Origin of the sequence: Actinomyces sp. HMT897, from assembly GCF_016626125.1 — a bacterium.
Taxonomy (GTDB): Bacteria; Actinomycetota; Actinomycetes; order Actinomycetales; family Actinomycetaceae; genus Actinomyces.
In genome coordinates this window covers 384,535-408,200 of record NZ_CP067336.1, presented here as the reverse complement: position 1 = coordinate 408,200, position 23,666 = coordinate 384,535, and the positions used below count along the sequence as shown (strand labels likewise).

Genomic DNA, 23,666 nt, shown 5'->3' with positions numbered 1-23,666 from the left:
CCAGTCAGACCCGCCCGTCCTCGGGCGGCCCGCCGGACCCGGAAGGCCCACGTGTCACCGATCCTCACCCCCGAGCAGGCTGCGAGCGTCACTCCTGCCACGACCGACCCCGCACGTATCCGCAACTTCTGCATTATCGCGCACATTGACCACGGCAAGTCCACCCTGGCCGACCGCATGCTCCAGGCCACCGGCGTCGTCGCCCCCCGTGACATGCGCGCCCAGTACCTGGACCGCATGGACATTGAGCGCGAGCGCGGCATCACCATTAAGTCCCAGGCCGTACGCATGCCCTGGGGCGTCACCGGTCCTGACGGCACCACGCACGCCTACGCCCTGAACATGATCGACACCCCCGGGCACGTGGACTTCTCCTACGAGGTCAACCGGTCACTTGCCGCCTGCGAGGGCGCCGTCCTCCTGGTGGACGCCGCCCAGGGCATCCAGGCCCAGACCCTGGCCAACCTCTACATGGCCATTGAGGGGGACCTGACCATTATCCCGGTCCTGAACAAGATCGACCTGCCCGCCGCCGAGCCCGAGCGGCACGCCGAGGAGATCGCCTCCCTCATTGGCTGCCAGCCCACCGACATCCTCCACGTCTCGGGCAAGACCGGGCAGGGCGTGCCCGAGCTCCTGGACCAGATCGTCCGGACCGTCCCCGCCCCCCACGGGGACCCCGGCGCCCCGGCGCGCGCCATGATCTTCGACTCCGTCTACGACACCTACCGGGGCGTGGTCACCTACGTGCGGGTCGTCGACGGGGCCCTGCGCCCCCGCGAGCGCATTGAGATGCTCTCCACCGGGGCCGTCCACGACCTGCTGGAGATCGGCGTCATCAGCCCTGAGCCGACACCCACCCAGGGCCTGGGGGCGGGGGAGGTCGGCTACCTCATTACCGGGGTCAAGGACGTGCGCCAGTCCAAGGTGGGTGACACCGTCACCGCGGCCGTCAGCCCCGCCACCACGCCCCTGGGCGGCTACCAGGACCCCAAGCCCATGGTCTTCTCCGGGCTCTTCCCCGTGGACGGCTCCGACTTCCCGGCCCTGCGTGACGCCCTGGACAAGCTCAAGCTCAACGACGCCGCCCTGACCTACGAGCCGGAGACCTCCGTGGCCCTCGGCTTCGGCTTCCGCTGCGGCTACCTGGGGCTGCTGCACCTGGAGATCATCCGCGAGCGCCTGGAGCGCGAGTTCAGCCTGGACATTATCTCCACCGCGCCGTCGGTGGTCTACGAGGTCACCATGGAGGACCGCAGTTCCCACACGGTGACCAACCCCAGCGAGTTCCCCGCCGGGAAGGTGCTCAGCGTCTCCGAGCCGGTGGTGCGGGCCACCATCCTGACCCCCAGCGAGTTCGTGGGCACCGTCATGGAGCTGTGCCAGTCGCGCCGCGGGACCATGGGGGGCATGGACTACCTGAGCGAGACGCGCGTGGAGATGCACTACACGCTGCCCCTGGCGGAGATCGTCTTCGACTTCTTTGACGCCCTGAAGTCGCGCACCCGCGGCTACGCCTCCCTGGACTACGAGATGGACGGGTCCCAGGAGGCCAGTCTGGTCAAGGTCGATATCCTCCTCAACGGTGACAAGGTGGACGCCTTCAGTGCCATTGTCCACAAGGACGCCGCCTACTCCTACGGGGTGAAGATGACCAGGCGCCTGAAGGATCTCATCCCGCGTCAGCAGTTCGAGGTGCCCGTCCAGGCCGCTATCGGTACCCGGGTCATTGCCCGGGAGACCATCCGGGCCCTGCGCAAGGACATGCTGGCCAAGTGCTACGGTGGTGACATCACCCGTAAGCGCAAGCTGCTGGAGAAGCAGAAGGAGGGCAAGAAGCGTATGAAGGCCATTGGTCGCGTGGAGGTCCCCCAGGAGGCGTTTATCGCGGCCCTGGGGGCGGACACCCCCACGGGAAAGGACAGGTGACGGCCCGCGTCGGGCAGCCGACTGGCCGAGGAGCACGATGCAGCAGCACCCGCCCCGTTCCCACGCCATCCGCTCGCGTGTGCGCTCCTTCTCCCGGGCCGGCGGGCGCCTGACTGACGCCCAGCAGGAGGCGCTGGCCCGTTTCGGGGGCAGGTACGTCATTGACGTGCCCCGCGCCGACGCGATCCGCACCGTCGACGCCTCCTTCCGTCTGGACCCGGCTGCCGCCTTCGGGCACCCCGGGCGGGCCCGGCCGCTCGTGGTCGAGGTCGGCTCGGGCGGCGGTGAGGCGCTGCTGGCCCACGCCCTCGCCCACCCGGGGACCGACCACCTGGCCGTGGAGGTGTGGGAGACGGCGATCGCCCGGATCGTGCGCGACGCCGCCAGAGCCGGCTTGGACAATGTGCGCGTGGTGCCAGCCGACGCCGCCCAGCTGCTGGCCACGGCCCTGCCGGTGGGCAGTGCCAGCGAGGTGTGGGTGTTCTTCCCCGACCCCTGGCGCAAGGCCCGGCACCGCAAGCGCCGCCTGGTCACCGAGTCCTTCGCCGACTCGGTGGCGCGCGTGCTGCGTCCCGGGGGCGTGTGGAGACTGGCCACTGACTGGGCTGACTACGCCTGGCAGATGCGTGACGTGGTCGAGGCGGTCTCCTCACCACCCGGGGCGGGGCGGGGACCTGGTCAGGGCCTGCCCCCGACCCGGCCGGGGGCGGGCGCCGTCAGCCCCTGCTTCCGCCACGACGACGCCGGGGCGCGCCCCGACCTGGGGGCGGGCACGGCGGTGGACGGGGACCCGGGCAACGGCCTGGACCCGGGCTCGCCGTCGGGAGTGCGCGGCGGCTGGTCGGAGCGCTTTACCGGGCGGGTCATGACCCGTTTCGAGGCCCGGGGCCTGAAGGAGGGGCGTACCGTGCGCGACCTGTGCGTGGTACGTACCTCCCAGGCGTGGGTGCCCCCGGGCCAGCCGTCGGGGATGGCTGTCGGTGACGTACCTTAAGTTGCCGGGAGCAGGTGTCGGGGACGTACCTTAGCCATTATGGACGTACCTTAGTCGTCGGGGACGTACGTTAAGGGTACGTCGCCAATGACTAGGGTACGTCCCCGACGAACGGGGGAGCGGGAGGAGTAGGCGGGCGAGCGGGAGCGGGCGGGGGAGTCTAGGCGGTCGTGGGGGAGAGGGCGTCGTCGCCCCGCCCCAGGAGGCCGCGACCGGCGTCGGGCACCAGGCGTGAGACGCCGTAGCCCAGCCAGAACAGGCCCAGCCCCACCGTGAGCGTGCCCACGTAGTACAGGGGCTGTCCCAGGGACGGCAGCACCGGCATGCTCTTCTGGTAGAAGTAGTTCCCGTCCGTCAGCACGTTGGCCACCACCGCCACCAGGGAGTAGGCGACCATCCACCCGAAGGCGCGCCACAGCGCCTCCTGGCTCGGGCGCCAGTCGCTGGTCACCCACGCCAGCGCCGGCATGAGCAGGGTCACGACGTGGTTGACCAGGAAGGTCCAGCCGAACAGGTTCCAGAACGGCCACACCTCCTGCGGGTAGGAGAAGCTGAACCAGGCCCACAGGCTGAAGTAGAACAGCACGTCCATGACCCGCTTGGAGCCGGTGGCCAGGTAGGCCACGCACAGCACCGCCGAGACCCGTGAGATGTGCAGCGGCAGCGACTCCCCCCAGTCCCACCCGGTGAGCGCGTACATGCCGTACAAGGTGGCCTGCTGGGCCAGGGAGGCGATGAGGACCCCCGCACGTACCCGTCGTGCGTGCCTGCGTACCCACCGGCGTCGGCCAATGAGGAGGGCTGCGGCCGCCCCCAGGCAGCCGACGTACGCCATGTGGTCCAGGCCGCCGACAGGTATCCACCCCGGCATCGGGTCAAGGAAGTGCTTCACCCGGTCATGCTAACCGTGCCCGACGGGCATCGCCCGCCAGCACCAGGTGGCGAGTCCGACGTCGCCAGCGGCCCCGGCTCCCTCCTGCCGGCTGGCCCAGGTGGTCCAGGCTGGGGGAGGGGGCTGGCAGTGCGGCTGGCGCGGTGAGCCGGTCCGGGCCACGTGGGGACGTGCTCCCACAGGTCGTCGGGGGTGCTGGCCCCGCCGCCGGTCCGGGCCGCGTGGGGACGTGTGGGGAGGAGCCGAGGCCGACCTTCGTGACCGCCTCAGCCCGTCGCTGGCCCGGACCGTGTGGAGGGGGCTGGCAGTGCGGCTGGCGCGGTGAGCCGGTCCGGGCCGCGTGGGGAGGAGTACGCCGGTTGCCTCTGCCCTGTCAGCCGGTCCGGGTAGCATTCCGGGTCGGTAAGGAAGGCGGTGGTCACCATGCGGAGCTCCCCGGACCCCTCCCGGCTCTCATGCTGGTGTGGCTGCGTGGTTCTCGGGGGGCGCTCGTACTGGCGTGGCTGCGTGACCCTTGAGGGGCGCTCCTGCTCGCCCCGGCGCCCCGGGGGCGCACGGTGAGCCCGAGGCAGCCTGAGGGCGACCCCCTGCCCGGCATGGGGGACCTGCCCCCGCAGGTAGGGGCCCCTGCCCTCGGGGCCCGAGGGACCTCGGAGGCGGGGGCGGTACCTGCGCCGGGGGCCGGGGACCCAGGGGCGGGTACCGGGAGCCGGGCCGCGCCCCGGCCCTTCTCCGTCTACCTGCACGTGCCCTACTGCCGGGTGCGCTGCGGCTACTGCGACTTCAACACCTACACCAACCTCGCCATGGGCCCGGGGGCGTCGGTGGGTGACTACGTGGACACCCTGGAGCGTGAGCTGCACCTGGCCCGGGCCGCCATGGACCGGGCCGGGCTGCCTGCGCGACCGGCCCAGACCGTGTTCGTGGGCGGGGGGACCCCGACCATGCTGGTACCCGGGGACCTGGTGCGCATGGTCGGCATTGTGAGGGAGGTGTTCGGGCTGGCCGACGGCGCGGAGGTCACCACGGAGGCCAACCCCGAGACCGTGGACGAGGCCTACCTGGCCGCGCTGGCCCAGGGGGGCATCACCCGGGTGTCGTTCGGTATGCAGTCGGCGGTGCCGCACGTGCTGGCCACCCTGGAGCGCATCCACCGGCCCGAGCGGGTGCCCCAGGTGGTGGGGTGGGCGCGCCGGGCCGGGCTGCTGACCTCCCTGGACCTCATCTACGGCACGCCGGGGGAGTCCCTGGACGACTGGCGCCGCAGCCTGGAGGCGGCGGTGGGCACGGGCCCGGACCACCTCAGCGCCTACGCCCTGGTCATTGAGGAGGGCACCCGGATGTGGGGGCAGGTACGCCGCGGTGAGCTGCCCATGCCCCAGGACGACGACGAGGCCACCAAGTACGAGGTGGCCGACGCCGTCCTGGCCCGGGCTGGCTACGAGTGGTACGAGATCTCCAACTGGGCGCGCCGGGACGCCACCGGGCGCTCAGGGCGCCCCGGGGCGCTGCTGGAGTGCCGCCACAACCGCGCCTACTGGCAGGACGCCGACTGGTGGGGCGCGGGGCCGGGGGCGCACTCCCACCTGGGGGACGTGCGCGCCTGGAACACCAAGCACCCGCTGGCCTGGGCGCGCCAGGTCGCCGACGGGCGCCTGCCGGTGGCCGGGCACGAGGTCGTCGACGCCGCCGCGCGCGAGCTGGAACGGGTCATGCTCGGCATCCGGCTGCGTGAGGGCATAGCCCTGGACGGCCTGCCGGGCGCCGTCCCCGGGGAGGCTGACGCCGCCGGGGCGGGCGGGGCCGGGCACCCGGGGCCCGCCGTGCGAGAGGAGGGCGGGTCGGGTCCTGGGGAGGGCAGTGGCCCGGGTAGGCCTGGTGGCCCGGGGGCGGGCTGGGCGACGGACGCTGGGGGTCAGGGCGCTGGGGCCGGGCACCTGGCACCGGTGGTGGGCCAGCTGGTGGCTGACGGCCTGCTCGACGCCTGCGCGGCCGGGCGGGGCCGGGCGGTCCTGACCCTGCGCGGCCGCCTCATGGCCGACGCCGTCACCCGGGCCCTGACCGACGGGCTGTAGACGCTGGGCGCCCGTGGCGGTGCTGCCGGGCGACGGCGTCGAGCGGGCCTGGTGCGGGGCGGGGTCAGGACGAGGGCGTCGTTCTAGGTATAACGCGAGCAGGACAAGGCCCGGTTACAGGGGCCGGGATGGTGGTTGCACATTCATCCTGGGGTCCTGGTCGGGCTGGTGGCGTCATTCCAACGATTTCCCGCCCTGGGAGGCGGAGAGGAACAAGATGAATGTGCAACGCGGACGCCGTTGCACATTCATCCTGCTCTCCGGGCCCCGGGCCGCCAGGTGGATCCGCGAGATCTTGCCATTTTATGATCGCGGTTTGTAAAAGAATGTGCAACTCCACCAGTCGGCCCGGCTGTCCCCTACCGCTCCTGGCTGTGGCCCGAGGCGACCAGGACGAACCGGCCGCTGAGCACGCTGCCGCGCCGGGGCGCCGGGGCGGCGTCGTCAACGGGCAGGGCCACCGTCATGGGGACGACGCAGTCGGCGTCAATAAGCCAGAACTCCTGGCCCGTCAGCGTGTTCCGGCGCCTGCCCACCCTGCGGCAGACGGCGGACACCATGGCGGCCGAGTTCGCCTGGTCGGCGTCCGCCTGGCCCGAGGCGAGGCTGAAGAGCCACGGCGAGATGAGGCCGCGGGCGGCCAGGACCGGGCGTCCGCCGCTGGCCGCCCGCCTGGCCCGCAGGTAGGACCGCTCGGAGCCGTGGACCTCGTAGTCCACCCCCAGGGCGCCCACGCTCACCCGGGCCTGTCTGGGACGCCCCACGGCGGAGAGCCTGTAGCGGGGGAACCACGGGGCGTCGTCGAGATAGGCCAGGAAACGTGCCACGACCTGGTTCTCCCCGGCCTGCCCGGGGTCGATGACGTCCACCTGGGCGAGCGTGTCCGTCAGCCTCCACACCCGGGCGGGCACGCGGCGCCGGGGCACGTACGCCACGGTCGCGTTCATGTACGTGCCCTCCTTCCCGTACCCTATGGCGACCGCCGCCCCGGAGGGGTCGGTAAAGAGCCCGGCGTCGTCGAACCCCGTACCGTCCACGTCCCAGAAGACGGCGGAGTCGCACAGGTGCTCCAGGAGCGCCCGGCCGGGTTCGGGGCCGAACCCCAGGGCCTGGAACTCTGACTCAACGGCAGTCACGACGACATCCTGTCAGGATCTGTCAACGGTAGGGCCACGCAGGCCTGTCAAGGGTGACGCGGGTCGGTAGGGTCGCGCCAGGGCGCAGCGGCGTCAGGGGCCGTCGGGCGCGTTCAGGACCCGCAGGAGCAGCACGCGCCCCAGCGGGGTGGGCGCCCAGGCGGTACGGAACAGGTCGCCGGGGAACACGCGGCAGACCCACAGCACCATCTGCGTCTCCTCGGCGACCCGCATGACGTCCCAGCCCGTCAGCGGCCTGGCCGTGGTGGTGATCCCCAGTGACACCACCGCCGCTGCCAGACGCGCGTTACGGCGTCGGTGCTGCTCGTGGTAGTCGTCAGGATCGGGCTCCTGGACGCCCCGCTCCTGCACCGGCTGGCCGGCCAGGTCCAGTACGGTCGTGAGCGCGATCAGCCGGTCCATGTCCTGTCTCTCCACCGGCAGCCGGGAGACGACCAGGTCGAGCAGCGCCTGCGGGTCGGACAGGGCGGTGCGCGCCGCCTCGGTCACCGTCAGACGCTCCTTGGTCCTGCGCAGGATCCGCATCCGGGTCAGGGCGTGGCAGATCACCAGCAGGGCACGGGTGTCGGCCTCACGCCTGAGCCTGCCCAGGTAGTCGTCGTCCAGGCCCAGGGCCGCCGCCAGCGCGAGGGCGTCGGCGGGCCTGAGGTAGCCCGACGCCGTCAGGGACAGCCCGTCGCCCACGTGCTCCAGGTAGCGGCGCAGGCCCCCGGTGAGCTCGGCGCAGTCCTCCGGCGTGAAGGCCTCCGTGTCCTCCAGGCGTGCGTCCAGCACCATCTGGGCCAGGGGAGTGGGCTGGCGACGCACGGCCGTCAGGAACGCCCTGCGCAGGCTGTCGCGCACGACCCCCGGGGGGAGTCTAACGACCAACGGGTGGTCGCCCGGGTGGTCGCCGACCAGGGAGCCGTCTGGGGAGCCCTCCTCGGCCCCCGCTGGGACGGGGTCGCCCGGGTGGTCGTCCACCGGGGAGCCGTCTGCCCTCGCTGGGGCGGGGTCGCCCGGGTGGTCGCTCACCGGGGAGCCCTCCGCCTCCGGCGGGTCGGGGGCGGGCAGGGCCGCCAGACGCGCCCGGGCCCCGGCGGCGTCGAACCTGGTGAGCCACTCGTGCAGGGCCGAGGTCCCCTCCAGGCCGCTGACCTCCAGGGCCCACTCCAGGAGCTGGGCCTGGTCCTCGGTCAGCGGACGCTGGTCGGCAGTCGCCTGCGCGGCCTCCACGAGTGCCGCGTAGCCCGGGATGCCACCGCACTCCTCCAGGACGTGGCCGCCCGTGGCCGCCAGGATCCGCAGGTCCGCGCAGTCCTCCTCGTGCGTCTCGGTAATGGTCAGGCGCAGCTCCCAGCTGTCACCGTAGTCGTACACGTAGGTGGCCACGGCGTCCTGGGTGGGCAGGAGCGTGCGGAGCGAGACGTCCTGCTCACTGGCCTCGTCACCGTCCCGGGGGTCGGCGGTCCACCGTGGTGCCGCGCCCCAGAACTCGCCACCACGGGTGAAACCGTGTAGGTGGTAGTCCTCCCAGCCCATGACCTGCTGGATGACGGAGCTGACCAGGGGCAGCGGCGCGTCCCAGGGCAGCAGGACGTCCCGGGTGACGCTGGGTCTGGCGTCCCGGAGATCTATGTGCAGAGTGACGGAGCGCGCTTCCATGCGGACAGTCTGGCAGAAGGCACCCCTTAGGGCGCCTATATGCCCCTCCTGCGCGCCGCCCCGGCCCGTCCGGCATTTACGGCAGGCGCCCCTGAGATATTACGCCCCCCGCACGGCGCCACCACCCCCTCCCCGCACGCCTGCCAGGTGCCCGGCCCGGGCCCGCCCGCCCGCGCCCGACCCGGCCGCCACCAGGGCCGGGACCCGCTCCCAGACGCCCCGCCAGGAAGGTGACACCGCGTCGTAAGGTGCGGGGCGCCGTCGTGCCTAGACTCACCCCGGTCCAGACGTACGAGGCACGGAGGCACGTGATGACCCGCACCGGGATCCTGCTGGCGAACACGGGCACCCCAGACGCCCCCACCCCGGCGGCAGTGCGCCGCTACCTGGCGGAGTTCCTCTCCGACCCGCGCATTATCGAGACCTCCCGCTGGATCTGGTGGCCGGTCCTGCACGGCGTCATCCTGCGGGTGCGCCCCGCCCGCTCCGCCGCCCTCTACCGGCGCACCTGGACCGCCGAGGGCTCGCCCCTGCGCTACCACACCGAGACCCTGGCCGCCGAGCTCGAACGCCACCTGCGCACCCAGGACGACGACGTCGTGGTCCGGGCGGGCATGCGTTACGGCTCGGGCAGCATCGCCCAGGCCATGGACGCCCTGGAGCAGGCCGGCTGCGAGCACCTGGTCGTCCTGCCCCTCTTCCCCCAGTCCTGCGGGGCCACGACCGCCTCCGTGGCCGACGCCGTGGGCGCCGTCACCGCCTCCCGGCGCAACCCGCCCACCGTCACCTTCGTGTCCGACTACCACGACCACCCCGCCTACCTGAGGGCCCTGACCGAGCACGTGCGCGCCTCCTGGGCCGGGCACGGGCGCCCCGACCACACGGTCCTGTCCTTCCACGGCATCCCCCAGTCCTACGCCGACAACGGCGACACCTACCGGAGTCGCTGCGAGCACACCGCCACCCTCCTGGCCGACGCGCTGGGCCTGGGGGAGGAGTGGACCCTGTCCTTCCAGTCACGTTTCGGCCCCGCCCAGTGGCTGCCCCCCTACACCGTGGACGTCCTGGCCGACCTCGCCTCCCGCGACCTGGGGCGCGTGGACGTGGTCTGCCCCGGATTCGCCGTGGACTGCCTGGAGACCGTGGACGAGATCGGCCGGGAGGCCGCACGCCACTACCACGAGCACGGGGGCGGAGACTTCCGCTACGTCCCGGCCCTCAACGCCTCGCCCGCCCACGGCCTCGCCCTGGCCGAGGTGCTCCGCCCCTACCTCTAGGCGCTCACGGGCCCGGGGCCACCGCGCGTACCCCTGAACCACCCGTCGAGGCGCTCGCGGGCCCGGGGGCGGGGCCGTCCCCGGCCTGCCGTTCTCACGACAAACAAGTACCGTTCTCGCGAGCAATAAGTACCGTTCTCACGGCGAATAAGTACCGTTCTCGCGAGGGGGGAGGGGGCGGGTGGGGCGCTGACGTGGGCGGTGCCAGGAGCAGGCAGTAGACTCGCCGTCGAGGGCGCACCCGTACAGCGCCTCGACGTCAACCCAAGGAGTCCCCGTGACCGAACAGCTCAGCATTACCCTCGACGGCACCCCCCGGGTCATCGAGGCCGGGACCACGGGAGCGTCCCTCTACCGGGGCGACACGTCGGTAGTGGCTGTGCGCGTGGACGGCGAGCCCCGGGACCTGGAGCGCCCCCTCCCCGACGGCGCCGTGGTGGAGCCCATTACCCTGGACAGCCAGGACGGCCTGGACATCCTGCGCCACAGCGCCACCCACGTCATGGCCCAGGCCGTCCAGGAGCTCTTCCCCGACGTCAACCTGGGTATCGGCCCCTTTATCATCGACGGCTTCTACTACGACTTCGGGGGTATCGACGCCGTCACCCCCGAGCTGCTGCGCGAGATCGAGAGGCGCATGAAGCGGATCGTCAAGGAGGGCCAGCGCTTCGTGCGCCGTGAGATCACCGAGGACGAGGGACGCGCTGAGCTGGCCGACCAGCCCTACAAGCTCGAGCTCATCACCACCAAGGGCGCGGGCGCCGAGTCCGCCTCCGTGGAGGTCGGCGGCACCACCCTGACCATGTACGACAATGTGCGCCGGGACGGGACCGTGGCCTGGAAGGACCTGTGCCGCGGCCCCCACCTGCCCTCCACCCGCCTCATCGGCCAGGGGTTCGCCCTGACCAAGTCCTCCTCGGCCTACTGGAAGGGCGACCAGTCCGGGGACTCCCTCCAGCGCATCTACGGCACCGCCTGGGCCTCCAAGGAGGATCTGCGGGCCTACCAGGACCGGATCAAGGAGGCCGAGCGCCGCGACCACCGCAGGCTGGGGGCCGAGCTCGACCTGTACTCCTTCCCCGAGGAGATCGGCCCCGGCCTGGTGGTCTTCCACCCCAAGGGGGCCATGCTGCGCCACCAGGTCGAGAGCCACGTGGTGGCGCGCCACATGGAGTACGGCTTCGACTTCGTCCACACCCCCGAGATCTCCAAGGGCGGCCTGTTCCACACCTCGGGCCACCTGCCCTACTACGCCGACACCATGTTCCCGCCCATGCTCGCCGACGAGGAGCGCGACGCGGCGGGCAGTATCACCAAGGCCGGGCAGGAGTACTACCTCAAGGCCATGAACTGCCCCATGCACAACCTCATCTTCCGCTCCCGGGGCCGGTCCTACCGTGAGATGCCGCTGCGCTTCTTCGAGATGGGCCGCGACTACCGCTACGAGAAGTCCGGTGTGGTCCACGGCCTGACCCGTATGCGCGGCTTCACCCAGGACGACTCCCACACCTACTGCACCCCCGAGCAGGCCGGTGAGGAGATCAAGGCCCAGATCCAGTTCTTCCTGTCCATCCTCTCCGACTTCGGGCTGACCGACTTCTACCTGGAGCTGTCCACCCGCGACGACGGGGCCAGGAAGGACAAGTTCATTGGCTCCGACGCCGACTGGGCCGCGGCCACCGCCGCCCTCCAGGAGGCCTGCGACGCCTCCGGACTCCAGGTGGTCCCCGACCCGGGCGGCGCCGCCTTCTACGGGCCCAAGGTCTCCGTCCAGGTCAAGGACGCCATCGGCCGCACCTGGCAGATGTCCACCATCCAGTACGACTTCAACCAGCCCGAGCGCTTCGACCTGGAGTACACCGCCCCCGACGGCACCCACCAGCGCCCCGTCATGATCCACTCCGCCAAGCTGGGCAGCGTGGAGCGCTTTATCGGCGTGCTCACCGAGCACTACGCGGGGGCCTTCCCGGCCTGGCTGGCACCCGTCCAGGTGCGGCTCGTGCCCGTGGCCGAGGTCTTCGACGACTACGTCGACGACGTCGCCGCCCGCCTGCGCGCCGTGGGCGTGCGGGTCGAGGTGGACCACTCCGACGACCGCTTCGGCAAGAAGATCCGCAACGCCTCCAAGGACAGGATCCCCTTCACCCTCATTGCCGGGGGAGAGGACGAGCAGGCCGGTGCCGTCTCCTTCCGCTTCCGTGACGGGGAGCAGACCAACGGTGTGCCCGTGGCCCAGGCCGTGGAGCACATCCGCCAGGTGATCGCGAACCGGGTCAACGACCCGGCCGGGGAGAGGCTGAACCGTGGCTGAGACTACCGACGGCGTCGTACCGGACGGGTCCTCCGCCGGGGTGCGCGTGGAGGCGGCCTGGGACCACCCCGGCGCCCCCGACGCCTTCCAGCGCCTGTGGACCCCCCACCGCATGGTCTACATCGGCGGCCAGGACAAGCCCAAGGACTCCAGCCACCACCAGTGCCCCTTCTGCCGGGCACCCGGGCGGACGGACCAGGACTCCCTCATTGTCCACCGGGGCCGGAGCGCCTACGTGCTCATGAACCTCTACCCCTACAACACCGGCCACCTGCTGGTGTGCCCCTACCGGCACGTCTCGGACTGGACCCAGGCGTCGGCCGCCGAGCGGGTCGAGATCGGCGAGCTCACGGCCCGGGCCATGGAGGTCCTGCGGGCGGTGAGTCACCCGCAGGGCTTCAACCTGGGCGTGAACCAGGGAGAGGTGGCCGGGGCGGGGATCGCCGCCCACCTCCACCAGCACGTGGTGCCCCGCTGGAGGGGGGACGCCAACTTCATGCCCCTCATTGCCCGCACCAAGCCCGTCCCCCAGCTCCTGGGGGACCAGCGCGAGGTCCTGGCGGCCGCCTGGGACGAGGCCCCGGGCGGGGACGCTCCAGTGGGGGACGCCCCAGTTGGGGGCCCCGCCGGGGACTCCCCGGCAGGGGGCGCCCCGGCTGGTGGCCCTGCCGAGGGCGCCTCGGGCGACGCCCCTGCCGGTGCCCCCGGCTGACCGCCTCGGCACCGCCCGGGGGCGCCGCTACCGCCCCACCTCCCACAGCGACCAGAGGAACCTATGCTCGGACAGCACGGCCGGGGCCTGACCAGGGCCCTCTTCACCCGCCCGGCCCTCGCCATGGCGCGGGCCGGCATCACCCCCAACACGCTCACCGTGACCGGCACCGTCCTGTCCGTCACCGCCGCCGTGGTCACCCTGCCGCAGGGGCACTTCCTCGTGGGGCCGCCGCTCCTGGGGATCCTGCTCGTCGCCGACTCCTTTGACGGGATCCTGGCCCGGGCCACCGGACAGAGCTCGGTCTTCGGCGCCTTCCTGGACTCCACCCTGGACCGGCTGGCCGACGGCGCCGTCATGGGCTCCCTGGCCGTCTGGGCCGCCCTGCGCATGGAGCCCGGCACCCTGCGCACCGTGACCGTGGTCCTGGCCACCGCCAGCGTGGTCCTGGGCGCCGTCGTCCCCTACGCCCGGGCCCGGGCCGAGTCCGTGGGCGCCACCGCCGCCGTGGGGGTCGCCGAGCGCACCGACCGTCTCGTGGTGTCCCTGGTAGCAACCTTTATCGTGGGCCTGGGCGCCCCCCAGTGGGTCCTGAGCGGTGCCCTGGGGTACGTGGCCGCGGCCTGTCTGGTCACCATCGTCCAGCGGGTGCTCACCGTCCGCGGGCAGATCGGTCCCGGGGCCGCTGTCCGGCAGGAGCCCGCACTGGGTGCCGGGACCTCCGGGGGCCGGGCATGAGCGGCCGCCTCACCGCGGCGCTCTACCGGACCGCCTGGCGCTGCACCCGCTACCTGCCCACCTGGCTGGGCTACGGCCTGGCCCACGCCGGGGCCGACGTGGCCTGGACGGTCCACCGACTGCGCCCCACCCGCACGGGCGTGGGCCAGCTGGAGAGGAACCTCGCCCGCCTCCTGCCCGCCGACACCACCGCCCGCACCCTCCACCGCGCCTCCCGGGCCGCCATGCGCTCCTACACGCGCTACTTCTACGAGGCCTTCGCCCTGCCCTCCATGAGCCTGGAGCAGGTCATGGCCCGGGTACGCGCTGACGTCCCCGAGAGCCTGCGCCAGGACGCCCGGGACGGCTCGGTGGTCCTGGCCCTGCCCCACATGGGCAACTGGGACCTGGTGGGGACCTGGGCCTGTCAGGAGCTGGCCCAGGTGCTCACCGTGGCCGAGAGGCTGGAGCCGGCGGACCTGTTCGACCAGTTCGTCCGCTTCCGTCAGGGCCAGGGCATGCGGATTATCGGCCAGGCCCCCGGGGAGAAGGTCTTTGAGCACCTGGTGGGTACCGCCAGCCAGGGCCACTACGCCGTCGCCCTGCTGGCCGACCGGGACCTGTCCGCCTCGGGCGTCCTGGCCGACCTGGCCGGGCACCGCGCCCGGGTGGCCGCCGGGCCAGCCGCCATCGCCCAGCGGCTGGGCCTGCCGCTGTACGCGGTCACCGTCGGCTACGAGCCGCTGACCGGTGAGCGCCGCCGCCGGGCCGGGTCCCGCTGGGGGCTGTACGTACGTGCCCGTCACGTCCCGGCGCCTGAGGGCCTGGACGGCCGGGCGCAGGTGGAGGCCTGGACCCGGCGGTGGGTCAGCGCCCTGGCCCCGGACCTGGCCGCCCACGCCACCGACTGGCACATGCTCCAGCCGGTCTTCGACGCCGACCTGGACCAGGAGCGGCTAGCGCGTTCCCACGCGCGCCAGGGCGGGGCCGCCACCGCGGATCCTGCGGCGTCCCGTCACCTGCAGGAGGGGAGCGCATGAGGGTCGGTATCGTCTGCCCGTACTCCCTGGACGCCCACGGAGGTGTCCAGGTACACGTCATGGACCTGGCCGATGAGCTGCGTCGTCGAGGGCACGACGTACGTGTCCTGGCCCCCGCCACCCGGACCGAGGACCTGCCGCCGTGGGTCACCAGCGCCGGGGACACCGTGGCCATCCCCTACAACGGGTCGGTGGCGCGCCTCAACTTCGGTACCGCCGTGGCCCGCCGCGCCCGCAAGTGGCTGGAGGAATGTGATTTAGACCTCCTTCATATTCACGAGCCCATTACCCCCTCGGTAGGCATGCTCGCCCTCCAGGCCGCCGACGGGCCGGTGGTAGCCACCTTCCACGCCGCCATGGACCGCTCCCTGGCCCGCGAGCTCCTCTCACCCATGACCGCCCCCCTCATGGAGAGGATCTCCGCCATGATCGCGGTCTCGGAGGAGGCCCGACGCACCCTCATCCAGTACCACGGCGGTGACGCGGTGGTCATCCCCAACGGGATCTACGTCGAGCCCTTCGCCACGGCCTCCCACCACGACCCGCGCTTCGCCGGGACCCCCCAGGCCCCCACCGTGGCCTTCCTGGGGCGCCTGGACGAGCCCCGCAAGGGCCTGACGGTCCTGGCCGACGCCGTCCCCGCCGTCCTGGAGGCCCTCCCCGGGACACGCTTCCTGGTGGCCGGGCGCGGGGACGCCGGGGAGCAGCGTGCCGCCCTGGCGCGCTTCGGGGAGCAGGTGACCTTCCTGGGCGGGGTCAGTGACGAGGACAAGGCCGCCCTGCTCGCCTCCGCCACCTGCTACGTGGCCCCCCAGACCGGGGGGGAGTCCTTCGGGATCGTCCTGGTGGAGGCCATGGCGGCCGGTACCCACGTCATCGCCTCGGACCTGACGGCCTTCTCCGACGTGCTGGGCGCCGGACGCTACGGCGCCCTCTTCCGCAACGGGGACAGCCAGGATCTGGCCCGCGTCATCGTCGACACCCTGACCGACGCCGACGCGGCCGACGCCCGGCGCCGGGCCGCCGACACCGAGGTGAGGCGCTACGACTGGTCCACCGTGACCGACGCCGTCCTGGACGTCTACGACATGGCGCTGTCCACCGCCCACACCCGGGTACGCCTGGCGCCCGGGCAGCGTACCGTCATGAGCCGCCTGCGCGACGCCCTGGAGGACTGAGATGAGCGTGCCCCACCCCCAGACCCTGCTGGGATGGACCGTCCTGGTGACGCTGCTGGTGGTCATCGGCTGGCTGCTCTACGCCCGCGCGGTCAGGGTGGACCGCCTCCACCGCCAGGTCCTGGGGGCGCGCGCCACGCTGGAGGCCCAGCTCGTCCACCGTGCCCAGGCGGCCCTGGAGCTGGCCACCTCCGGGCTGCTCGACCCCGCCTCCGGCCTCCTCCTGGCCCAGGCGGCCCGGGAGTCCCTGGACTGCGAGAGCCCCCTGGTCGACGACGGCCTGGAGCACCGCCCGCCGGGGGCCGGGGCGCCCCCGAGCCCGACGTCGTCCACGCCCCCCACCGGGGCGGACCCGGCGGCCGGGGACGGTGAGGACCGTCCGCGCGCCCGCGTGGAGTCCGACCTGTCCCGGGTCATACGGACCGTCCTGCACGCGCGCACCCGGGCGCTCCTGGCCGACGACCCCCGCTCCGCCGAGGTCCTGGCCCGCCTGGACAGGGCCGCCTACCGGGTGGTCCTGGCCCGCCGCTTCCACGACACCCGCGTGGCCCAGGCCCAGCGCCTGCGTGCCGACCTGGTGGTCCGTCTCCTGCACCTGGCCGGGCGCGCCCCCATGCCCCAGACCTTTGACGTGGACGACGACACCGGGCCCGCCGGTGCCGCAGGAGCCTGAGCATGGCCGCCCTCCCTCCGGGCCCCCGCCCGTCCTGGGAGCCGGACCCGCCGGCGCCCGGGGCCGGTGCGGGGGCGGGTACCGACGCCCTGACCGTCAACGCCCTCTACCCCGACGGCGAGCCGGACTGGTCCTCCCCGCAGCTGGACGCGGCGGTTCTGCCGGAGGGCCTCACCAGGTTCCGGGCCCGGCGGTCCACGGCCCCCGTCCTGGTCGTCCTGGGTCTGGTGGCCCTGGTCGGCTCCGTGGTCCTGCTCACTACCAGGGGCGCTCTCCTGGGGCACGTGCTCCGGGCTCTGGGTGGGGCGCTCGTCCCGGTGGCGGTGACCGTCGGCTACCTGCTGTGGGCCGCCAGGACCGCCAGGTACCGGATCCTCGTGCTCGTGGCCTTCCTGTGGGGTACCACCGAGTTGCTGGCGGAGTACGGCCTGGAGGACGTGGTAGGGCAGGTGCGCCTGTCCTTCCTGCTGCCCCAGGTCGCCGTGTCCCCCGGCCTGGTGGGCACCCCGCTGGTCCACGCCCTGCTCACCGGGGCGGGGCTGGCCCTGCTCCTGCTCCTGTGGCGCGAGGACGTCGGCGGCGTCCTGGACGCGGTCACCTACACGGGCTTCATGGCCTGCGGGCAGGCCCTGGTCGTCAGCGTCTCCCTGCTGGCGAGGGAGATGCCCGGGGTCGCTGCCGTCCTGGTGACCGTGCAGGCCGTGGTCTCCACCTTCTGCCCGGCCCTGGCCCTGGGCCGGGCCGCCCGCACGCGCTCTAAGGCCATACAGGTGGCGGTGCTCGGGGGCGGGGTCCTGGCCATGGTGGTCCTGGAGTCCTGGATGACGCACCAGCTCTCCGGGGGCCACCCGGGCGTCTACCTCGGGGTCCTGGCGCTGCTCGCCCTGGCCTGGGGGGTGACCGTCCTGGTGGTCTCGCTCACGGAGCCCTCCCGGATCCGGGCCTCACTGGCCGGTGACGTCAGGGCCGGGCGCCTCACGCCGTTGGAGGTGGGCATGGCGACCAGTGGCGCGGGAAGGGCCTGGTTGCGCAGGAACTGCCTCCGGCCCGACGCCGCGGAGGTCAGCGGCCGCTTCTGCCGGGCCGTCATGGCCCTGGCCCTCCTGCGCAGGCGGACCCCGCCCGACGGCGTCCTCAGCCAGGAGGTCAGCGCCTGTCTTGAGAGCGCCCTGGGTGAGCTCGCCGCCGCCCGCGGTCTCCTGGTCCCCTTCCTTCCCCCCACGAACCCGGTGCCGCCCACGACGGTGCCGCCCGGCCGCGTGCCCGCAAGGACCCCTGGCCCGGTCGGCGCGGCGCCCGTGAGGGTGGTGCCTCGCGGAGCGCCGGGAGGCCCGGTCCCCTACATCCCGGGCCCAGGTCCGTACGCCCCGGGCCCGTACGCCCCGGTCCCGGTCCCGTACGTCCCCTTAGCGGGCCCCTACGCCCCCGGACCGGTTTCTTACGCCCTGGGCCTGTACGCCCCCGGGAGCCTGCCCGGCCCGGGCCCGTACGCCCCTGGCCCGGTTCCTTACGCCCTGGACTCCTACACCCTGGACTCCTACACCCTGGACCCTTACAATCCCGACCCAGGTCCGTACGCCCCGGGCCCCAGACCCTAGGGCCCCGGGGAGACGCTGCCCAGGGCAGACACAATGGCGGTCTGCGCGGTACCGTCACCCAGAAGCCCCCCGACCCACCAGGAGATCCCCATGACCACAGCACCTGGGGCAGCACCGCTGACCCCCCGGGACCCCCACCTGCCCCCAGCGGGCGCCTCCTCGCGCTTTACGCGCCGTGACAATGGCTGGGGCTACTCCGCCGGTACCTACAACTTCTCCTACACCACCGGCACCAGCACCGCGCCCGACCAGTACGGCGGGAGCGTGCCGGGCTGGGCCAGCCCGCAGGCCCAGCGCGCGCGCCGCCGCAACGAGGTCGTCGGGGTCCTGCTCATGGTCGTCAGCGGGCTGGCACTGCTGGGCTTCGTGGTCTACATGGTGCGCTCGGTCAAGGACGCCAGCCAGCTGGTGCTGCCCGCCGCCCTGGCCCTGGTCCCCCTGGTGATCGTGCTCCTGACCGTCCTGTGGATCGACCGGTGGGAGCCTGAGCCCCCCGCCATGCTCGTCACGGCCTTTATGTGGGGCGCCGGGACGAGCGTGGTCATTGCCGTGCTGCTCAACGACTGGCTGTCGGGGACCGTGGCCGAGGCCCTGGGGGACCCGGAGGTGGGGGAGACCGCCGGCGCGGTCATTGCCGCACCCCTCTTCGAGGAGGGGGCCAAGGGCCTGGGCGTGCTGGTCATCTTCTTTATCTGGAGACGCACCTTCAACGGCCCGGTGGACGGCATCGTCTACGCCTGCGTCATCGCCGGCGCCTTCGCCTTCTCCGAGAACATCGTGTACTTCTTCCGCGCCTACCAGCTGGACCAGACCCACCCGTCCGCGGGCGGGAGCCAGCTCCTCGAGACCTTCCTGGCCCGTGGGATCATGACACCCTTCACCCACCTGACCTTCACCTCCTGCACGGGGTTTGCCGTCGGGCTGGCCTCGACCATGCGCTCACGCTTCTCCTGGGTGTGGATGACGCTGGTGGGCTACGCCCTGGCGGTGTGCGGGCACGCCTTCTGGAACGGTGTCATCGCCAGCCTGTCGACCCCGGTCCTGCTGGCGGTCGAGATCCCCGTCTTCCTCATGTGGATCGGCGGCATCGTGCTCCTGCGCCAGATGGAGCGCAGGGCCATGGCCTCGCGCCTGGCCGACTACTCCCGGGCCTCCTGGCTCACCGGCGCCGAGGTCACCATGCTCACCACCGGGACGGGGCGCCGTCAGGCCCGACGGTGGGCCCGTAACCGGGGGCCAGCGGCGGGCAGGGCCATGAAGAGGTTCCAGAAGGCGGCCGTGGACCTGGCCCAGCTCCGCCAGCATGCCATGAACGGGCACGCCGAGAGCGACTACGCCGACGCCGAGCACAGGCTCCTGGAGGAGCTCGCCCGGTCGCGACGTGCCTTCCTGGACGCACGCACCTGACGGACTAGGCTGCTCCTGACGGCGTCGCCCCCGCGCGCCGCCCCGACCCCGAGGACACAGATATGACCACCACGCCCCCTGCCACCGGAACTCTGACCGTCAAGCGCGGCATGGCCGACATGCTCAAGGGCGGCGTCATTATGGACGTCGTCACCCCCGAGCAGGCGCGTGTCGCCCAGGACGCCGGGGCCGTGGCCGTCATGGCCCTGGAGCGCGTCCCCGCCGACATCCGCGCCCAGGGGGGCGTGGCCCGTATGAGCGACCCCGACCTCATTACCGGCATTATCGAGGCCGTCTCCATCCCGGTCATGGCCAAGGCCCGTATCGGCCACTTCGTGGAGGCCCAGGTCCTCCAGTCCCTGGGCGTGGACTACATTGACGAGTCCGAGGTGCTCACCCCGGCCGACTACTCCCACCACATTGACAAGCACGCCTTCACCGTGCCCTTCGTGTGCGGGGCCACGAACCTGGGCGAGGCGCTGCGTCGCATTACCGAGGGCGCGGCCATGATCCGCTCCAAGGGCGAGGCCGGCACCGGCGACGTCTCCAACGCGGTGACCCACATGCGCACCATCCGCGACGAGATCCGCCGCCTGACCTCCCTGCCCGCCGACGAGCTGTACGTGGCCGCCAAGGAGCTCGGCGCCCCCTACGAGCTGGTGGCCGAGGTGGCCCGCACCGGGAGCCTGCCCGTGGTCCTGTTCACCGCCGGCGGCATCGCCACCCCGGCCGACGCCGCCATGATGATGCAGATGGGCGCCGAGGGCGTGTTCGTGGGTTCGGGCATCTTCAAGTCCGGCGACCCCGCCAGGCGCGCCGCGGCCATTGTGCGCGCCACTGCCCAGTTCGACGACCCCGACGTCGTCGCCGAGGTCTCCCGCGGCCTGGGGGAGGCCATGGTGGGCATTAACGTCGAGGAGATCCCCGAGCCCCACCGCCTGGCCGAGCGCGGCTGGTGAGCCCCGGCGCCACCGGGCCCGGCGGCCTGGCCGGGCCGGGGGGCGGTACCCCGTCGTGCGGGGCCGGCGGCCTCACGACCCCCGCTGCGGGGACGACGGGTCCGGCAGCGGGGGCCGGGCTCACCCCCGACGGACGCCACCCCACCCTGGTCCCTAAGGACTGGGACCGGCACGTGGACCCCGGTGAGTGGGGGCTCGGCCCCGGCGGCCTGCCCTTCCGGCGGGCCGCCCGCGTCCTGGTACTCACCGCCGACGGCCTGGCCCTCCTCATGACCGGCCACGACGTGGCCGACCCCGCCCACTCCTGGGTCTTCACCCCCGGGGGCGGCATCCAGCCGGGGGAGACGGACCGCCAGGCCGCCGCCCGCGAGCTGGCCGAGGAGTCCGGGATCGTCGTCGACCCCGCGGACCTGGAGGGGCCCGTGGCCCGGCGCGACGCCGTCTTCCGCTTCGCCACCGTGACCTGCCGTCAGGACGAGGTCTTCTTCCTCCTGCGCCTGAGCGGCCCCCTGGCCCTGGAGCGGGCGGGGTGGACCCAGCTGGAGCGCGACGCCGTGGACTCCATATCCTGGTGGACGCCCGCCGAGCTCGACGCCGCCCGCAGGACCGGCTGGGAGATCTACCCCAGCGCCGTCCCCGGGCTCGTCGGCTCCCTGCGTGCCGGCTGGGACGGCAGGCCCCTGGACCTCACCGAGCCACCGGACGCCGAGCTCCTGGCCCAGGTGGCCGCGGGCGGGACGCGGTCGGGTGGGGGCCGGGCGACGTCGTGACCAGTAACCGTGAGCACCGGGAGGAACCCGTGGACCGTGTCCCCGCCCAGACCATGGACGCGCTCAACCCGCGCGCCCTCTTCCCCGCACCCGCCCCGGCGGGCTCCCGGCCCACCGTCGGCGTCCTGGCCCTCCAGGGGGACGTGCGCGAGCACGCCCTGGCCCTCCAGGCCGCGGGCGCCCGCCCCGTGACCGTGCGCCGCGCCCGCGACCTGGGGGACGCCCCGGGGCAGAGGCTTGACGGCATTGTCCTGCCCGGCGGGGAGTCCACCACCATGAGCACCCTGCTGACCGGCTTCGGCATGCTCGAGCCCCTGCGGGCCCTCCTGCGCGCCGGACTGCCCGCCTACGGCTCCTGCGCCGGCATGATCCTGCTGGCCGACCGCGCCCTGGGCCTGGAGGAGGGGCAGGCCACCGTCGGCGGCATTGACATGACCGTGAGGCGCAACGCCTTCGGACGCCAGGTGGACTCTTACGAGGAGGACCTGGACGCCCCCGCCCTGGGTGCCAGCGCCAGCCGTCCCCTGCACGCGGTCTTCATCCGCGCCCCCTGGGTGGAGTCCGTGGGCGCGGACGTCGAGGTCCTGGCCACCACCCGGGCCGGACGCGCTGGTGAGGGCCAGGGGGGTGCGGGCGGTAGGATTGTCGCGGTTCGTCAGGGTCCCCTGCTCGCCACCTCCTTCCACCCGGAGGTCGGGGGCGAGAGCCGGGTCCACGACGTCTTCGTCGCCATGGTGACGCACCGGGCCTGAGCAGCGCCCGGACGCGCACCCGCCAGGCCCGCTGGCCGCCGCGGGGGCGCCCTCTACCGCCGACTCCCAAGGAGCACACATGTCGGGTCACTCCAAGTGGGCCACCACCAAGCACAAGAAGGCCGCCATTGACGCCAAGCGCGGCAAGCTCTTCGCGCGCCTGATCAAGAACATCGAGGTCGCCGCGCGCACCGGCGGCGGTGACCCCACCGGCAACCCCACCCTGTACGACGCCATCCAGAAGGCCAAGAAGAACTCCGTACCCGCCGACAACATCACCCGCGCCGTCAGGCGCGGCAGCGGCGAGGAGGCCGGGGGAGCGGACTGGCAGACCATTATGTACGAGGGCTACGGGCCCGGGGGCGTGGCCTTCCTGGTGGAGTGCCTGACCGACAACCGCAACCGCGCGGCCTCCGACGTGCGCGTGGCCTTCTCCCGTAACGGCGGCAACCTGGCCGACCCCGGGTCCGTGGCCTACAACTTCACCCGCAAGGGCGTGGTCGAGGTGGCCAGGACCGACGGCGTGGACGAGGACTCCGTCCTCATGGCCGTCCTGGACGCCGGTGCCGAGGAGGTCGAGGAGGGCGCCGAGTCCTTCGAGATCTACTGCGATCCGGGCGACCTGGTGGCGGTACGCACCGCCCTGACCGACGCGGGCATGGACTACGAGTCCGCTGAGGTCCAGTTCGTGGCCGGCACCAAGGTCGAGGTCGACGCCGACGGCGCCCGCAGGGTCCTGCGCCTGGTGGACGCCCTGGAGGACTCCGACGACGTCCAGAACGTCTTCACCTCCGTGGACATCTCCGCCGAGGTCGCCGCCCAGCTCGAGCCCGACGAGTGAGGCCCGCCCGCCCGCTCCCGTCTGCCGGTACCCGGCGTGGTCCCGCCTAGCCCCGCCTCCGGGCACGCCCTCGTGGCCCAGCAGCGGGTCATGGGGGTGGATCCGGGGCTGACACGCTGCGGGCTGGGGTGCGTGGACATTGACCCGCGCCGACGGGTGCGCCTGGTCGAGGTCGGGGTGGTGCGCACCCCGCCCTCCCAGAGCCCTGAGCTGCGACTACTGACCATCGCCCGCGCCCTGGATGACTGGATCGCCCGCCTGGGCCCCACCTCGGTGTCCGTCGAGCGGGTCTTCGCCCAGGACAACCTGCGCTCGGTCATCTCCGTGGCCCAGGTCATGGGCGTGGCCATGGTCGCCGGGGCCAGGGCGGGCCTGGAGGTGGCACAGCACACACCCAGTGAGGCCAAGGCGGCGGTGACCGGCTCGGGCAGCGCGGACAAGTCCCAGGTGGGGGCCATGGTGGCGCGCATCCTCGGCCTGAAGGCGCCCCCCTCCCCGGCCGACGCCGCCGACGCCCTGGCCCAGGCCATCTGCCACGGCTGGCGCGGAGGCGGGACGGGCGTGGACGGGGCCACCGAGATGGTCTCCGCCGGGGGCTCCGTGCGGGTCCGCGCCCGTACCCCCGCCCAGCGCCAGTGGGCCGCGGCCCAGGCCGCCGCCCGTCGGACCGGCGCCGTGGACCCCCGTCGCTCCCGCCCCTGAGCCCGCGAGGAGCGTCAGGGGCTGGCCTCATCCATGCC

20 protein-coding genes are annotated in these 23,666 nt (G+C 72.9%); 17 read left to right on the top strand and 3 right to left on the bottom strand.

All coding sequences use genetic code 11. The features are described from left to right. The first annotated feature begins 51 nt into the window (after positions 1–51). Both lepA and trmB read left to right on the top strand, forming a co-directional pair. On the top strand, positions 52–1,929 hold the full coding sequence (gene lepA, locus JJJ15_RS01640; protein WP_200511226.1) for a translation elongation factor 4: 1,878 nt from the start codon (positions 52–54) through the stop codon (positions 1,927–1,929). A gap of 37 nt (positions 1,930–1,966) precedes the next feature. Continuing rightward, positions 1,967–2,923, top strand: coding sequence for a tRNA (guanosine(46)-N7)-methyltransferase TrmB (gene trmB, locus JJJ15_RS01635; RefSeq protein WP_200511225.1), 957 nt, complete (start codon positions 1,967–1,969; stop codon positions 2,921–2,923). 160 nt (positions 2,924–3,083) lie between these two features. On the opposite strand, the gene JJJ15_RS01630 is transcribed toward trmB, so the two are convergent. Then, positions 3,084–3,815: a YwaF family protein gene (locus JJJ15_RS01630; protein WP_246742105.1), complete on the bottom strand. Its 732-nt coding sequence runs from the start codon at positions 3,813–3,815 to the stop codon at positions 3,084–3,086. 557 nt (positions 3,816–4,372) lie between these two features. On the opposite strand from JJJ15_RS01630, the gene hemW reads away from it, so the two are divergent. Further along, complete coding sequence (hemW, locus tag JJJ15_RS01625; RefSeq protein WP_200511224.1) at positions 4,373–5,890, top strand: radical SAM family heme chaperone HemW; 1,518 nt, start codon at positions 4,373–4,375, stop codon at positions 5,888–5,890. A 359-nt stretch (positions 5,891–6,249) separates the two neighbouring features. Here the strand turns inward: hemW and JJJ15_RS01620 are convergent, their stop codons facing one another. Both JJJ15_RS01620 and JJJ15_RS01615 read right to left on the bottom strand, forming a co-directional pair. Next, a complete protein-coding gene (locus tag JJJ15_RS01620; RefSeq protein WP_200511223.1) occupies positions 6,250–7,026 on the bottom strand; it encodes a hypothetical protein in 777 nt (258 codons plus the stop codon). A gap of 93 nt (positions 7,027–7,119) precedes the next feature. Beyond that, positions 7,120–8,691 (bottom strand): plasmid pRiA4b ORF-3 family protein, encoded by a 1,572-nt coding sequence (locus tag JJJ15_RS01615; RefSeq protein WP_200511222.1) that lies wholly within the window; start codon positions 8,689–8,691, stop codon positions 7,120–7,122. A gap of 311 nt (positions 8,692–9,002) precedes the next feature. Here JJJ15_RS01615 and hemH point away from each other — a divergent pair, with 311 nt between their 5' ends. The 14 genes from hemH to JJJ15_RS01545 all read left to right on the top strand — a co-directional run bounded on the left by hemH (position 9,003) and on the right by JJJ15_RS01545 (position 23,628). Beyond that, entirely contained in the window at positions 9,003–9,968 is a 966-nt protein-coding gene (gene hemH, locus JJJ15_RS01610) for a ferrochelatase (RefSeq protein ID WP_200511221.1), read from the top strand. 277 nt (positions 9,969–10,245) lie between these two features. Further along, a complete protein-coding gene (gene thrS, locus JJJ15_RS01605) occupies positions 10,246–12,279 on the top strand; it encodes a threonine--tRNA ligase (protein ID WP_200511220.1) in 2,034 nt (677 codons plus the stop codon). Further along, positions 12,272–12,991, top strand: a complete 720-nt coding sequence (locus JJJ15_RS01600) for an HIT domain-containing protein (RefSeq protein WP_200511219.1) — start codon at positions 12,272–12,274, stop codon at positions 12,989–12,991. Before thrS ends, JJJ15_RS01600 begins: the two co-directional genes overlap by 8 nt. Positions 12,992–13,054: 63 nt before the next feature. Then, the gene (gene pgsA / locus JJJ15_RS01595) at positions 13,055–13,729 is read left to right on the top strand and encodes a phosphatidylinositol phosphate synthase (RefSeq protein ID WP_200511218.1); all 675 of its coding nucleotides are present in this window, start codon (positions 13,055–13,057) and stop codon (positions 13,727–13,729) included. Next, complete coding sequence (locus JJJ15_RS01590; protein WP_200511217.1) at positions 13,726–14,748, top strand: phosphatidylinositol mannoside acyltransferase; 1,023 nt, start codon at positions 13,726–13,728, stop codon at positions 14,746–14,748. Before pgsA ends, JJJ15_RS01590 begins: the two co-directional genes overlap by 4 nt. After that, positions 14,745–15,926 carry a glycosyltransferase family 4 protein gene (locus tag JJJ15_RS01585; protein WP_200511216.1) on the top strand — a complete coding sequence of 394 codons (1,182 nt, stop codon included), beginning with the start codon at positions 14,745–14,747 and terminating at the stop codon, positions 15,924–15,926. Before JJJ15_RS01590 ends, JJJ15_RS01585 begins: the two co-directional genes overlap by 4 nt. A 1-nt stretch (position 15,927) precedes the next feature. Then, a complete protein-coding gene (locus JJJ15_RS01580; protein ID WP_106109229.1) occupies positions 15,928–16,599 on the top strand; it encodes a hypothetical protein in 672 nt (223 codons plus the stop codon). A 2-nt stretch (positions 16,600–16,601) separates the two neighbouring features. Continuing rightward, positions 16,602–18,197: a hypothetical protein gene (locus tag JJJ15_RS01575; protein WP_200511215.1), complete on the top strand. Its 1,596-nt coding sequence runs from the start codon at positions 16,602–16,604 to the stop codon at positions 18,195–18,197. A gap of 90 nt (positions 18,198–18,287) precedes the next feature. After that, positions 18,288–19,604 carry a PrsW family intramembrane metalloprotease gene (locus tag JJJ15_RS01570; protein WP_246742104.1) on the top strand — a complete coding sequence of 439 codons (1,317 nt, stop codon included), beginning with the start codon at positions 18,288–18,290 and terminating at the stop codon, positions 19,602–19,604. 62 nt (positions 19,605–19,666) lie between these two features. Further along, complete coding sequence (pdxS, locus tag JJJ15_RS01565) at positions 19,667–20,563, top strand: pyridoxal 5'-phosphate synthase lyase subunit PdxS (protein WP_200511214.1); 897 nt, start codon at positions 19,667–19,669, stop codon at positions 20,561–20,563. A 146-nt stretch (positions 20,564–20,709) separates the two neighbouring features. Then, on the top strand, positions 20,710–21,333 hold the full coding sequence (locus JJJ15_RS01560; protein WP_246742214.1) for an NUDIX domain-containing protein: 624 nt from the start codon (positions 20,710–20,712) through the stop codon (positions 21,331–21,333). Positions 21,334–21,386: 53 nt separating this feature from the next. After that, entirely contained in the window at positions 21,387–22,085 is a 699-nt protein-coding gene (pdxT, locus tag JJJ15_RS01555; RefSeq protein ID WP_200511876.1) for a pyridoxal 5'-phosphate synthase glutaminase subunit PdxT, read from the top strand. A gap of 79 nt (positions 22,086–22,164) precedes the next feature. Further along, positions 22,165–22,926, top strand: coding sequence for a YebC/PmpR family DNA-binding transcriptional regulator (locus JJJ15_RS01550; protein ID WP_200511213.1), 762 nt, complete (start codon positions 22,165–22,167; stop codon positions 22,924–22,926). Positions 22,927–23,016: 90 nt separating this feature from the next. After that, positions 23,017–23,628, top strand: a complete 612-nt coding sequence (locus JJJ15_RS01545) for a crossover junction endodeoxyribonuclease RuvC (RefSeq protein WP_106110655.1) — start codon at positions 23,017–23,019, stop codon at positions 23,626–23,628. Positions 23,629–23,666 lie beyond the last annotated feature (38 nt).